Genomic DNA, 13,433 nt, shown 5'->3' with positions numbered 1-13,433 from the left:
CCCCGTTAACCATGGTTTCGGCCATCCGGCCAAAGCGGGGGATCGCAGGATGCTCAGGACTTATACCGTCGCCTTCCACGGCGCCGAGGCTGCCCCGGTCGAGGTGCAATGCGCACTGTCGCCCGGGGTGCCCGGCTTTTCCATCGTCGGCCTGCCGGACAAGGCGGTGTCAGAGGCGCGCGAAAGGGTCCGCGCTGCCCTGGCCACAATGCGCATCGCCCTGCCTTCGCAGCGGATCACCATAAACCTATCGCCCGCCGACATGCCCAAGGCGGGCAGCCACTACGACCTGCCCATTGCGCTGGCGATCCTCGCGGCGTTGAAGGTCGTGCCCCCCGAGGCGGCGGAGGAACACGCGGCCCTTGGGGAGCTGTCGCTGGACGGCAAGCTGATCCCGGTGGCCGGCGCCCTTCCCGCGGCCATCTGCGCGGCGGACGAGGGGCGCGGCCTGCTCTGCGCCGCCGATTCTGCGGCCGAAGCGGCCTGGAGCGAGGCCACGCGCGTCATCGGCGCCGGCACCCTGGGCGACCTGGTGCGCCATCTGACGGGACAGGCCCCCCTGCCCCAGGCCGAGGCCGGCACCGTGACGCGCGGCCTCGTGCCGCCCGACCTGCGTGACGTGCGCGGCCAGGAAAAGGCCAAGCGCGCCCTGGAGATTGCCGCCGCGGGGCGCCACCACATCCTGCTTCTCGGCCCGCCCGGTGCGGGAAAATCCATGCTGGCCAAAAGGATGCCGGGCCTCCTGCCGGACCTCGCCCCGCGCGAGGCGCTGGAAACCTCGATCATCCATTCGCTGGCCGGGCTCTTGGACGGCGGCGGGCTCAGCTGTTCACCGCCCTTCATGGAGCCCCATCACACCGCCTCCACCGCCGCCATCGTCGGCGGCGGGCGCGGCGCCCAGCCGGGCGAGATCAGCCTGGCGCACAACGGGGTGCTGTTCCTCGACGAGATGCCGGAATTCGCGCCCGCCGTCCTCGACACCCTGCGACAGCCGATGGAAACGGGCGAGGTCACCGTGTCGCGCGCCAATGCCCATGTGCGCTATCCCTGCCGCTTCCTGCTGATTGCGGCCGCCAATCCCTGTCGCTGCGGCTACCTGCACGATGCGGGCCGAGCCTGCTCCAAGGCGCCGAAATGTTCGGAGAAGTATCTGGGCAAGATTTCCGGCCCCCTGATGGACCGGTTCGATCTGCGGCTTGAGGTGCCGGCGGTGGACTATCGGCAGCTGGATCTGCCGGCGACCGGCGAAAGTTCGGCCGCGATCCGCGACCGGGTACTGACCGCCCGGCGTCTCCAGGCCAGGCGATACGACGGGGCGACGGGCATTGCCCTGAACGCCGATCTGTCAGGTGAGATGCTGGACGAGGTGGCCGCGCCGGATGCCGAAGGGCGCGAGCTGTTGATGCGCGCGGCCGAACGGTTCGGCCTGTCTGCGCGGGGCTATCACCGGGTGCTGCGGGTGGCCCGCAGCATCGCGGACCTGGACGGCGCGGAGGCCGTGCGCCGTCCCCATCTGGCAGAGGCACTGGCCTACCGGGTACCGGGAATGGCGGGCTGACCCGCTGACGCCGGTCTGTATCCGCCGGCCACCGGTCTGCCAGGACCGGTCGCGAGACGGAAAGGCGGGCGACCTGTGGCAGAGGTCCGGGACGCGTGGCGGGCCGACTGGCCCGCCCCCTGCGATCAGGCGCGCTTCGCCTCGATCGCCTCCCAGATCTTGCCGGCGATATTGGTGCCGTCGAAGCGCTCCAACTCCTGGATGCCGGTGGGAGAGGTCACGTTGATCTCGGTCAGCCAATCGCCGATCACGTCAATGCCGACGAAGACCTGGCCCTTCTCGCGCAGGGTCGGGCCAATGGCGGCGCAGATTTCCAGGTCACGCTCGGTCAGGCCGACCTTCTCGGGGCGGCCGCCAACATGCATGTTCGAGCGGGTCTCGCCGGCGGCCGGCACGCGGTTGATGGCGCCGACGGGTCCGCCATCGACCAGGATCACCCTCTTGTCGCCCTTGGACACGGCCGGGAGGTATTTCTGCACGATCAGCGGCTCGCGTGAGAAGCCGGTAAACAGCTCATGCAGGGAGGACAGGTTGCGGTCGTCGGCGGTCAGCCGGAAGACCCCGGCGCCCCCGTTGCCGTAGAGCGGCTTCAGAATGATATCGCCGTGCTTTTCCTTGAAGGCGCGGATCGTGGCCAGGTCGCGGGCGATGGTGGTGGGCGGCGTCAGGCCGGGGAAATCGAGCACTAGCAGCTTCTCGGGGAAGTTGCGCACCCAGAAGGGATCGTTGACCACCAGCGTTTTCGGATGAATCCGCTGCAACAGATGCGTGGTCGTGATGTAGAACATGTCGAAGGGCGGATCCTGGCGCAACCAGACCACGTCGAAGGTCGACAGGTCGACCTCCTCTTCCGGCCCAAGCTGCGCATGATTACCCTGAACGCGCTGCACGGTCATCGCCTGGCCGCGTGCCATGACGCGACCTTCCTGGAAGGACAGATGTTCGGGGGTGTAGTAGAAAAGCTCGTGCCCTCGGGCCTGCGCCTCCTCGGCCAGGCGGAAGGTGCTGTCGGCAGCAATGTCGACGGCCCCGACGGGGTCCATCTGGAACGCGATCTTCATCTTTCGGGCCTCCGCTGGATATCACCCGAACGGTGATGGCCCATCCCGGCCCGGTCCGCAATGGGGGCTGTGCCCGCCGGTCAGGCCGCCATGCTCACATTTTCGAGGATCTGAACCGCGCCCTGCCCGTCGACCAGGGCCACGTCGATGCGCATTTCGACGAAGGCGCCGCCATGCTGGCCGGCGTAGACCTCGGCCGCGCGCATGATGCGGTGCAGCTGCGCCCAGTTCACCCGTTGCGCCGCGTGATCGAAGGTCTTGCCCGCCTTCACTTCGACGAAAACCAGTCGCGCCCCTTCGCGCAGCACCAGGTCGATCTCGGCCCCGGCGCCACGCCAGCGGGCCGCCTCGAACCGCGCGCCCCGATCGCGATAGTGGCGCAGCGCGCAGTCTTCGGCGGAAAGGCCGCGCAGGTAGGCCTGATGCCCCCGCTCGATCCGCGGATTTCGAAACTCCAGCACCTCTGCCATGATCAGCCCTTTCACCTGTCGGGCCGCCCTGTCAGCCCTTCGCCATCTTCAGCGCCATCTGGTAGACCTTGCGCCGCGGCAGATCGAACTGCGCCGCCACCTGGTCCGCCGCATCGCGTACCGAAAGGTCCTTCAATGCCGCGCTCAATGTCGTTTCTAGGTCCGACTCGCTAAGAGTTTCTGAATCTCCGCGATCCATCAGCAAAACGATCTCGCCCCGGGGCGGATCGGTTGCGCAACTGGCCGCCAGCTCGGCCAGCGTCCCACGCCGCACTTCCTCGAACCGCTTGGTCAGTTCGCGACACAGCGCCCCCTGCCGCTCGGGACCCAGCACTTCGGCGGCATCAGCCAGGGAGGCCGCCACGCGATTGGGGGATTCGTAGAAGACCAGCGTGGCCCGGGTGGCTCGCAGATCCATCAGCGTGCTGCGCCGCGCGCCCTGGGCCGAGGGCAGGAACCCCGCGAAGAGGAACCGATCAGTCGGCAGCCCCGCCAGCGTCAGCGCGGTGATCACCGCCGAGGCGCCAGGCGCCGCGGTCACCGCCAGCCCTTCGTCGCGGGCCACATGCGCCAGGTCATAGCCCGGGTCGGCGATCAGCGGCGTGCCCGCCTCGGAGGCATAGGCGACCGCCTTGCCCTCCGCGATCGCCGCGAGCAGTCGCGCCCGGGTCTTCTCGCCGCTGTGGTCGTGGTAGGCGACCAGCGGACGATTGCCCAGCGGGATGCCGTGGATGTCCATCAGCTTTCGCAGCGACCGGGTGTCTTCGGCGGCCAGCACATCGGCCGAGGCCAGGATGTCCAGCGCCCGCAGGGTGATATCCCGCGCGGTCCCGATCGGCACGGCCACCAGGTAGAGACCCGCCGCCAGTTTCACGCTTTCGGCATTCATTACTGGACCCTCTGAACGATAGGTTTATTATTTCGGCTGAACGACTTTCCGCCGCAGATCTGCGCCCAAGGGGCGGTCTGGGGCCGCCTGGACCCGAGGAGATCCCCATGTTCGCTCTTTTGAGCGCCGCCCGCAAGGCACTGACCGGACAGACCCGGCCCCACACCACCCCCGTCCCGGCGAAACAGGCCGCTCCGCGCGGTGGCCGCCGCAGCCTGGTGCTGGCCCTGCCGGCCGTCGCCCTTGCCGCGGCCTGTCAGCCGGTCTCGATGGGCGGCAATTCCGGCCCCAGCATCAACACCGATCGCCCCGTGCCCGTGGCCCTGCTGGTGCCGCGCGGTTCTGGCGATCAAGGCGACGCGATCCTGGCCGCCAGCTTGGAGAACGCCGCCCGCATGGCCGCGTCGGAGCTGAACGGCGTGCAGATCGACCTGCGCGTCTACGACACCAAGGGCAGTGCGGACGTCACCGCCTCGGTCACCGGCCAGGCGATCAGCGACGGCGCCAAGATCATCCTGGGCCCGGTCTATGCCGCCAATGCCAATGCCGCCGGGCGCGTCGCCGCATCGCGCGGGGTCAACGTGCTGGCCTTCTCCAACAACCCCGAGATCGCGGGCGGCAATGTCTTCGTCCTCGGCCCGACGTTCCAGAACACCGCCGACCGGCTGACCCGCTACGCGGTGAGCAAGGGCAAGTCGCGCATCGTGCTGGTTTCGGGCCAGACGCCCGAGGGCCGTGCCGGCGCCAGCGCCGTGCAGGCGGCAGCCGCGCGCAACGGCGCTTCGGTCGTGGCTTCGGTGCCTTACGAGTTCTCGCAGACCGGCGTGCTGGACGCCGTGCCGCAGGTCCGTAACGCCGCCGGGCGGGACGGAGGCAACGCCGATGCGATCTTCCTGACCGCGAATACCGCCGGTGCGCTGCCGCTCTTCACCCAGATGCTGCCGGAAAACGGCCTGGGCCCGGACAAGGTGCAGTACATCGGCCTGACCCGTTGGGACATCCCGCCCCAGACTCTGGATCTGCCGGGCGTCCAGGGCGGCTGGTTCGCCCTGCCCGATCCCGGCCTGACCGCGCAGTTCAACGCCCGCTACACCGCGGCCTACGGCGCCTCGCCGCATCCGATCGGTGGTCTGGCCTTCGACGGCATTGCGGCCATCGGCGCCCTGGTCCGCCAGGGCCGGTCCGACGCGCTGTCGGTGTCGGGCCTGACGCAGGGCTCCGGCTTCCAGGGGGTCGGCGGCGTCTTCCGCCTGCTGCGGGATGGCACCAACGAACGCGGCCTGGCCGTGGCGACGATCCAGGACCGCCAGGTCGTGGTGGTCGATCCCGCCCCGCGCAGCTTCTCCGGCGGCGGCTTCTGATCCGCCACCTGGGCCCCATACCGCCCGCCCCTGGCCCCACTGTGCCGGGGGCGGGCCTTTTGCTTCCGGAACGGACGCCACATGGACATTTCGCTTTCGCTGCCGGACGATCTCATTCGTCCGGCTGAGGACATTCTGGACCCTGCCGCCCTGCGGCGCGAGTTGGAGGCCATTCGCCGCGACGAGGGCGATCCGGCCAGGGCCCGCGCCGCGGTCGTCGCCCGACTGAACAGCGCCCGGACCGAAGGGATGGAGCGGATCGCCGAAGCCTTCGCCGCCGATCCCTTCGCCGCCCGCAAGACCACCCGCGCCTATACCTTCGTCACCGATTGCATCATCCGCGAGGTGCTGGAGCAGGGCCGCGCCAGCCTGACCGAGGACCAGCGAGAGGCCCTGGGCGATTTCGCCATCTGCGCCGTCGGCGGCTATGGCCGGGGCGAGATGGCCCCCTTCTCCGACGTCGATCTGCTGTTCCTGACCAAGTCCCGCATCACCCCCGCGCTGGAGGCGCTGATCGAGGCGATGCTCTATGTCATGTGGGACCTGCACCTGAAGGTCGGCCACGCCAGCCGCACCATCCGCGAATGCCTGAAGCTGGGCGGCGAGGACTACACCATCCGCACCTCGCTGATGGAAACCCGGTTCCTGGCGGGCGACGCGCCGCTGGTGGATCAGCTGAACGAAAAGCTGTGGTCGGATCTCTTCAAGGGCACCGAGAAGGACTTCATCGAGGCCAAGCTGGAAGAGCGGTTCAACCGCCACCAGAAACAGGGCGGCCAGCGCTACGTGGTCGAGCCCAACGTGAAAGAAGGCAAGGGCGGGCTGCGCGATCTGCAATCCCTCTACTGGATCGGCAAATACGTCCATGGGGTGCAGTCGGTGGCCGAGCTGGTCCGCCTGGGCGTCTTCACCCGCGACGAATATGCCACCTTCCACAAGGCCGAGGATTTCCTCTGGGCGGTGCGCTGTCACCTACACCTTCTGGCCGGACGGCCGCAGGACCAGCTGACCTTCGACATGCAGGTCCAGGTGGCCGAGCGCATGGGATACAAGGACAAGGGCGGGCGCCGCGGGGTCGAGCATTTCATGCAGGCCTACTTCCGCCACGCCAACTCGGTCGGCGAGTTGACCCGCATCTTCCTGACCCAGCTGGAGGCCGAGAACGTCAAGGGCGACGCGATGCTGGAACGGGTGTTCCGCCGCAAGCCCAAGATCGGCTCGGACTACAAGGTGGTGCACGGCCGCCTGGCAGTGAAGGACGAGGCGCATTTCCTGCAGGACAAGCTGAACCTGCTGCGTCTTTTCGACGAGGGGCTGCGCACGGGGATGCTGCTGCATGCCGATGCGATGCGGATGGTGCACGCGAACCTCGACAGGATCGACGACCAGATGCGCGAGGACCCGGAGGCGGCGAAGATCTTCCTCGGGACCCTCCTGAAGCACGGCAACCCTGAACGCGCCCTGCGCCGGATGAACGAACTGGGCCTGCTGGGCACCTTCCTGCCCGAGTTCGGGCAGATCGTCGCGATGATGCAGTTCAACATGTACCACCACTACACGGTGGACGAACACACCATCCAATGTATCCGCCACCTGGCGCTGATCGAACATGGCGATCTGGAGGAGGAACTGCCTGTCGCCTCCACCATCCTGGCCGAAGGGGTGAACCGCCGCGTCCTTTACGTGGCGCTGCTGCTGCATGACATCGGCAAGGGCCGCGAGGAGGATCACGCGGTGCTGGGCGCCAAGATCGCCCGCAAGGTCGCCCCACGCCTCGGGTTGACGCCCGAGGAATGCGACACCGTGGAATGGCTGGTGCGCTATCACCTGCTGATGTCGGACATGGCGCAGAAACGCGACTTGGCCGACCCGCGCACGGTGCGCGATTTCGCCAAGGCCGTACGCTCGCGCGACCGGCTGGACCTGCTGACGGTGCTGACCGTCTGCGACATCCGCGGCGTCGGCCCCGGCACCTGGAACAACTGGAAGGCGCAGCTGCTGCGCACCCTCTATCACCAGACCCGCCGCGCCCTGGAAACCGGGTTGGAAGAACTCAACCGCACCCACCGTGGCCAGGAAGCCCAGCGGATGCTGGTGGAGAAGCTGGACGGCTGGAGCCAGGAGGACGTCGACCGCGAGCTGGCGCGCCATTACCCGCCCTACTGGCAGGGGTTGCAGACCGCGACCCAGGCCGCCTTTGCCGAGATGCTGCGCGATCTGCCGGTGGACGAGATCCGCATCGACCTGCATGCGGACGAGGACCGGGACGCGACCCGCGCGCTTTTCGCCATGGCCGATCACCCGGGCATCTTCGCCCGGCTGTCCGGCGCGCTGGCCCTGGTCGGCGCCAACGTGGTGGACGCGCGAACCTACACGACGGTCGACGGCTATGCCACCGCCGCCTTCTGGGTGCAGGATGCCGAGGGCAGCCCCTACGAGGCCTCGCGCCTGCCGCGGCTGACCCAGATGATCCACAAGATCCTGCGCGGCGAACTGGTCGCCCGCGAGGCGATGGTGGACCGCGACCGGATCAAGAAACGCGAGCGTGCCTTCAAGGTCGCCACCTCCGTCGCCTTCGACAACGAGGGGTCCGAGATCTACACGATCATCGAGGTCGACACCCGCGACCGTGTCGGGCTGCTCTATGACCTGACGCGGACGCTGGCGACGGCCAACGTGCAGATCTCCTCGGCCGTGATCGCCACCTACGGCGAGCAGGTCGTCGACACCTTCTACGTGAAGGACATGTTCGGGCTGAAACTCTTCTCCGCCTCGAAACAGAAGGCGCTGGAGGCGAAGCTGCGTGAGGCGATCGCCGCCGGTCAGGAAAGGGCGCGCGCGTGAATCCCATCCGCCTGGTCTCCGGCGTCTTCACCGTGGGACTGTGGACCATGCTCAGCCGCGTGCTGGGCCTGGCCCGCGACATCATCATCCTGGCCGTGCTGGGCACCGGCCCGGTCTACGAGGCCTTCGTCGTGGCCTTCCGCCTGCCCAACATGTTCCGCCGCTTCTTTGCCGAAGGGGCGTTCAACATGGCCTTCGTGCCCATCTTCTCGAAGAAGCTGGAGGCCGACGACGGCCCGCAGAGGTTCATGAACGAGGCCTTCGCGGGCCTCGCCACGCTGCTGATCGCACTGACGGTGCTGGCGCAGGTGGCCATGCCCTGGCTGATCCTCGGGCTCGCCTCGGGATTTGCGGGCGATGAACAATATCCGCTGGCGGTGGCCTTCGGGCGCATTGCCTTCCCCTACATCCTGTTCATCTCGCTGGCAGCCCTGCTGTCGGGGGTGCTGAACGCCGCCGGGCGCTTTGCCGCTGCGGCCGCCGCGCCGGTTCTGCTGAACGTGCTGTTTGTCGGCACCGCCCTGCTGGCCGAGCCCCTGGGGCTGGAACTGGGCTATGCGCTGGTCTGGGCGATCCCGGTCGCGGGCGTGGCGCAGCTGGCCCTGCTGTGGATCGCCGCGGCGCGGGCTGGCTTCCATGTGCGGCCCGCCTGGCCCCGGCTGACGCCGGACCTGAAACGGCTGGTTCGCATCGCCATCCCCGCCGCCCTCGCCGGCGGCGTGGTGCAGGTGAACCTGCTGGTGGGTCAGCAGGTGGCTTCCTACTTCGACCGGGCCGTTGGCTGGCTGTTCACCGCCGACCGTCTCTACCAGCTGCCGCTCGGCGTGGTGGGTATCGCCATCGGCATCGTCCTGCTGCCCGACCTGTCGCGCCGCCTGAAGGCCGAGGATGCCGCAGGCTCGCGCAACGCGCTGAGCCGCGCGGGCGAGCTGGCGCTGGCCCTGACCCTGCCCTGCGCCGTGGCGCTGGTGGTGATCCCGCGGCCCATCGTATCGGTCCTGTTCGAGCGCGGCGCGGCACGCCCCGAGGACAGCGCGGCCATCGCCCTGGCCGTGGCGGTCTACGGCGCGGGCCTGCCGGCCTTCGTGCTGCAGAAGGTTCTGCAACCGCTCTACTTCGCGCGCGAGGATACACGGCGGCCCTTCAACTACGCCCTGCTGGCGATGGTCGCCAACGCGGCTGTGGCCATCGGACTGGCGCCGGTGATCGGCTGGATCGCCTGCGCCCTGGCGACCACGCTGGCGGGCTGGGTGATGCTGGCGGCACTGGTCGCCGGAACCGGCCGCATGGGAGAGGTCGCCCGCTTCGACGACCGGTTCCGCCGCCGCGCGCCCCGCATCTTCCTCGCCTCGCTGATCATGGGCGCGGCGCTCTGGCCGGCGAAACTGCTGCTGGCGCCCTGGCTGTCGGCGGATTACATCCGCTACCCCGCCCTGGCCCTGCTGATCGCCATCGGCTGCGCCGTCTACTTCGGCGCCGGACCGCTGATCGGCGCCTTCCGGCTGTCGGATTTCACCGGCGCGGTGAAACGCCGCAAATCAGGCTGAAACCCTCGGGCTTCGGGCGGCGTTGAGTCCGGAACGTCGCCAGCCCCCCAGGAGCCCATGCCCAAAGATAGCCATCAGAAGGATCTGATCCCGCTCGTCACCGCAGCCGAAATGTTTCCCGCGCTGGAAACGCTTTGCCTGCAGGCAACGAGCGAGGTCCTGATGTCGTTCCGCATCTTTGATCCGCGCACCCGCCTGCACAGCGCAGAGGCCGAGGCGCTGGAGCTGAAGACCTGGGCCGACCTGGTGGCGCATGTTGCCGCGCGGGGGGTGAAGATGCGGCTGCTGATCGCCGATTTCGACCCGGTGTTCACCCCCGAGCTGCACCGGGACGCCTGGGATGCCGGCGCGGGGTTCGCCGCCGGGCTGCTGAACCGTCCCCTGCAGGGCGGTTCGGCGGAATTCCACGGCGCCGAGGTTCTGGTGGCACAGCACCAGGCCAGTGCCGCGCCTGTGTGGAAGCGCATCTTCGGCAGACGCGTGCGGGCCTCGGTGGAGGATCTGCGCCGGCGCAACCCGGAACGGCTGACCCCGCTGCAACTGCGGGCGCTATCGGGGGACGTCACCCTGCGCCCGGCCTCGCTGCACCAGAAACTGGCGGTGGCGGACGGGCGGAAGGCGATCATCGGCGGGCTGGACGTGGACGAACGCCGCTGGGACGACGAAGCCCATGAACAACGCGCCGAGGACACCTGGCACGACGTGTCGCTGCGGGTCTGCGGCGCCGTGGCCGGCGACATCCGCCGCCACTTCGCCGATTGCTGGAGCCGCGCGCAGAAGGCCGGCGCCGCCAGCTTTGCCGCCGAGGCAAGCCCGGTCGAAAGCACCGCTCCCCTGCCCGACAAGCACATGAGCGCCTTGGGCCCGCGCCTGTTGCGCACCCAGTCGCACCCCCGTCGCGGACCGCTGCGCCTTGGCCCGAAACCGGCGATCACCGAACATGAAGAGGCGCATCTTGCGGCCTTCGACAGCGCCGAGAAGCTGATCTATCTGGAAAGCCAGTTCTTCCGCCACATGCCCCTGGCCCGTGCCTTGGCCCGCGCCGCCGAACGGGCGCCGCGACTGAACTGCATCCTGGTGCTGCCGACGGAACCGGAGCGGGTGATCTTCAACGGCGACACCAGCATCGACGCCCGGCACGAACTGGCCCTGCAACTGCGCTGCCTGAACCACGTCCGCCGCGCCTTCGGCGACCGGCTGGCGGTCGTCGCCCCGGCCCAGCCCCGCCCGGCCCCGCGCCACACGCCGAAACCGCTCTACGGCGCCGGGGTGATCTATCTGCATTCCAAGGTGACGCTGGTGGATGACAAGCTGGCGATCCTGGGCTCTGCCAACCTCAACGGGCGGTCGATGCGATGGGATACCGAGGCGTCGCTGCAATTCCACGACAGCGCCGATATCAGGGCCCTGCGCAAACGGCTGATGAAAAGCTGGCTGCAGGATCACATGGCGGAGATGGATTCCCACAGCGCCGCCGACTGGACCGCGCTGGCCCATGCAGAGGCAGGGCGCGACCCGGAGGCGCGCAGCGCCCATATCCTGCCCTGGCCGGAACGGCGCAACCGCCGCCTCGCCCGGTTCCTGCCCGTGCTGCCGCCCGAGATGTTCTGACGCCGCTCAGCGGTGGCGCAGTTTGGCCCGCAGACGGGCAAAGCCGCCGGGTAGCAGCACCGGCGCAAGGGCGAAGCCCAGGACAAAGGCCGTGATGTCGGCCACCCAGGCCATGCCGGTTTCGAAAAACAGCCCGAAGAGCAGCTGGATCCCCATCAGGATGCCGATCAGGCGGAAGGCCATGACCTGGTTCTGCCCGACGGCGCGGTAATAGATCGCCAGCATGTAGCTGTAGGCGCCGATCATCCCGTAGGCCGCCGGGAAGGCCCCAAAAAGCGGCTCTGTGTCGGGTGCCACCAGGCCGAAGACCAGAGCGCCGCCGATGACGGTCGCCAGGAACAGGATCGCCAGCCCGAGGGGTTTCATCGCCTCGCCCACGAACTTGCCCAGGGCCAGGAACATCACCCCGGCGATCAGCGCCGACTGGAACGACCCGTGGATGAACGGATAGGTGACGAAGCGCATCAGCAGCTGCGGCGCCGCGTCCCCCGTGGCCAGCATGTAGTCCAGGAAGGCCGGCGAGAAGGCGTAGTCCTGCAGCGCGCCCAGGCGCCAGCCGATGGACTGCGGCCCGCCGATCAGCCCCACATTGCCCAGCGAGAAGATCCCCTCGATCCCGATGATGGCGATGAAGATCACCACAATCACCGGCGAAACGGGATTGACCGGGCTGTCGTCCGGGCGGCGGTCGTCGTACATGGGGGCGTCCTTTGCTGCTCTTGCCCGGGGCTGCCTGCTGTTGACGCCCCATTGGGGCATGGGTAAGCCAGCTCAGACGATTTTTCCAGACGCCGCTGACAGGAGTGCGGATGATGTCCGACGCGACCGAGACCCAGACCACGAAATTTCAGGACCGGGTGTTTTCCGGGATCCAGCCCTCCGGCGGGCTGACCCTGGGCAACTACCTGGGCGCCATGCGCCGTTTCGTGGACTGGCAGGACCGCGGCCTGAAGGAAGGGTTCGAGACCATCTTCTGCATGGTCGACCTGCATGCGATCACCGTCTGGCAGGACCCCGCGGCGCTGCGCCGCCAGACCCGCGAACTGGCCGCCGCCTATATCGCCTCCGGTCTCGACCCGGAGAAATCGATCCTGTTCAACCAGTCCCAGGTGCCCGAACACGCGCAGCTGGCCTGGATCTTCAACTGCGTCGCCCGCATGGGCTGGATGCAGCGGATGACCCAGTGGAAGGACAAGGCGGGCAAGAACAGCCAGAACGCCTCGCTCGGCCTCTTCGCCTACCCCGCCCTGATGGCCGCCGACATCCTGATCTACCACGCCACCCATGTCCCCGTGGGCGAGGACCAGAAGCAGCACGTCGAACTGACCCGCGACATCGCGGCGAAGTTCAACCACGACTACGGGCAGGACTTTTTCCCGCTGACCGAGCCGGTGATCGAGGGCACGGCGACCCGGGTCATGTCGCTGCGCGACGGCACCAAGAAGATGTCGAAATCCGACCCCTCGGACATGGCGCGCATCAACCTGACCGATGACGCCGACGCCATCGCCAACAAGATCCGCAAGGCCCGGACCGACCCGGAGGCCCTTCCCTCCGAGGCCGAGGGCCTGGAAGGCCGTGCGGAGGCGCGCAACCTGGTGACGATCTACGCCGCCCTGGCAGGCACCGACGTGGACAGCGTACTGCGCGATTTCGGCGGTCGGCAGTTCTCCGAGTTCAAGCCCGCCCTGGGCGAGCTGGCGGTGGAGAAGCTGGCGCCGATCTCGACCCGCATGGCGCAGCTGATGGAGACCCCCAACGAGATCGACCGGATCATCGGCCGTGGCGCCGAAAAGGCCCGCGAAATCGCCGAACCGATCCTGAAGGACACCTATGAGCTTGTCGGCATGATCCGCTCCTGACCGGGACCCCGGCGAACAGACAGCGCGTTTCACACTCTTAAGCTGCACATTTTAGATGCAATGCCGCACCCGCAGCCTCAGGAATGGCTGCGGGTGCAGCATTTTCATGCGCAAGTGTCCCGGACGTCATTCAAGTGTTTCATTAAAGAGTTAACGCTGGGGCAAGGTGCTGGTGAGGGCAAGGATCACCCCCCCGATCCGAGTCTCGGCAGACCATTTCAAGAAGCCAT

The 13,433-nt window shown here is 68.1% G+C and carries 10 protein-coding genes; 6 read left to right on the top strand and 4 right to left on the bottom strand.

What is annotated here, in order from left to right:
• Positions 1-49: 49 nt before the first annotated feature.
• The gene (locus CVM50_RS05720) at positions 50-1,558 is read left to right on the top strand and encodes a YifB family Mg chelatase-like AAA ATPase (RefSeq protein ID WP_085887578.1); all 1,509 of its coding nucleotides are present in this window, start codon (positions 50-52) and stop codon (positions 1,556-1,558) included.
• Between the two features lie 125 nt (positions 1,559-1,683).
• Here the strand turns inward: CVM50_RS05720 and gshB are convergent, their stop codons facing one another.
• The 3 genes from gshB to rsmI all read right to left on the bottom strand — a co-directional run bounded on the left by gshB (position 1,684) and on the right by rsmI (position 3,978).
• Positions 1,684-2,619 (bottom strand): glutathione synthase, encoded by a 936-nt coding sequence (gshB, locus tag CVM50_RS05715; RefSeq protein WP_085887579.1) that lies wholly within the window; start codon positions 2,617-2,619, stop codon positions 1,684-1,686.
• A gap of 80 nt (positions 2,620-2,699) precedes the next feature.
• A complete protein-coding gene (locus CVM50_RS05710; RefSeq protein ID WP_232618168.1) occupies positions 2,700-3,104 on the bottom strand; it encodes a YraN family protein in 405 nt (134 codons plus the stop codon).
• Between the two features lie 16 nt (positions 3,105-3,120).
• Positions 3,121-3,978, bottom strand: coding sequence for a 16S rRNA (cytidine(1402)-2'-O)-methyltransferase (rsmI, locus tag CVM50_RS05705; protein ID WP_085887581.1), 858 nt, complete (start codon positions 3,976-3,978; stop codon positions 3,121-3,123).
• 107 nt (positions 3,979-4,085) lie between these two features.
• Here rsmI and CVM50_RS05700 point away from each other — a divergent pair, with 107 nt between their 5' ends.
• The 4 genes from CVM50_RS05700 to CVM50_RS05685 all read left to right on the top strand — a co-directional run bounded on the left by CVM50_RS05700 (position 4,086) and on the right by CVM50_RS05685 (position 11,341).
• A complete protein-coding gene (locus CVM50_RS05700; RefSeq protein WP_085887582.1) occupies positions 4,086-5,339 on the top strand; it encodes a penicillin-binding protein activator in 1,254 nt (417 codons plus the stop codon).
• 81 nt (positions 5,340-5,420) lie between these two features.
• A complete protein-coding gene (locus CVM50_RS05695; protein ID WP_085887583.1) occupies positions 5,421-8,183 on the top strand; it encodes a [protein-PII] uridylyltransferase in 2,763 nt (920 codons plus the stop codon).
• On the top strand, positions 8,180-9,730 hold the full coding sequence (murJ, locus tag CVM50_RS05690; protein WP_085887584.1) for a murein biosynthesis integral membrane protein MurJ: 1,551 nt from the start codon (positions 8,180-8,182) through the stop codon (positions 9,728-9,730). The genes CVM50_RS05695 and murJ overlap by 4 nt, the downstream gene beginning before the upstream one ends.
• Positions 9,731-9,787: 57 nt before the next feature.
• Positions 9,788-11,341 carry a phospholipase D family protein gene (locus CVM50_RS05685; protein WP_085887585.1) on the top strand — a complete coding sequence of 518 codons (1,554 nt, stop codon included), beginning with the start codon at positions 9,788-9,790 and terminating at the stop codon, positions 11,339-11,341.
• A 6-nt stretch (positions 11,342-11,347) separates the two neighbouring features.
• Here the strand turns inward: CVM50_RS05685 and CVM50_RS05680 are convergent, their stop codons facing one another.
• Positions 11,348-12,040, bottom strand: coding sequence for a rhomboid family intramembrane serine protease (locus CVM50_RS05680; protein WP_085887586.1), 693 nt, complete (start codon positions 12,038-12,040; stop codon positions 11,348-11,350).
• A gap of 113 nt (positions 12,041-12,153) precedes the next feature.
• On the opposite strand from CVM50_RS05680, the gene trpS reads away from it, so the two are divergent.
• Complete coding sequence (trpS, locus tag CVM50_RS05675; protein ID WP_085887940.1) at positions 12,154-13,203, top strand: tryptophan--tRNA ligase; 1,050 nt, start codon at positions 12,154-12,156, stop codon at positions 13,201-13,203.
• The last annotated feature ends 230 nt before the right edge of the window (positions 13,204-13,433 follow it).

It is taken from the genome of Pseudooceanicola marinus, assembly GCF_002786295.1.
GTDB lineage: Bacteria > Pseudomonadota > Alphaproteobacteria > Rhodobacterales > Rhodobacteraceae > Pseudooceanicola > Pseudooceanicola marinus.
The sequence above is the reverse complement of the archived record's forward strand: the minus strand, read 5'-3'. Positions and strand labels throughout refer to the sequence as shown.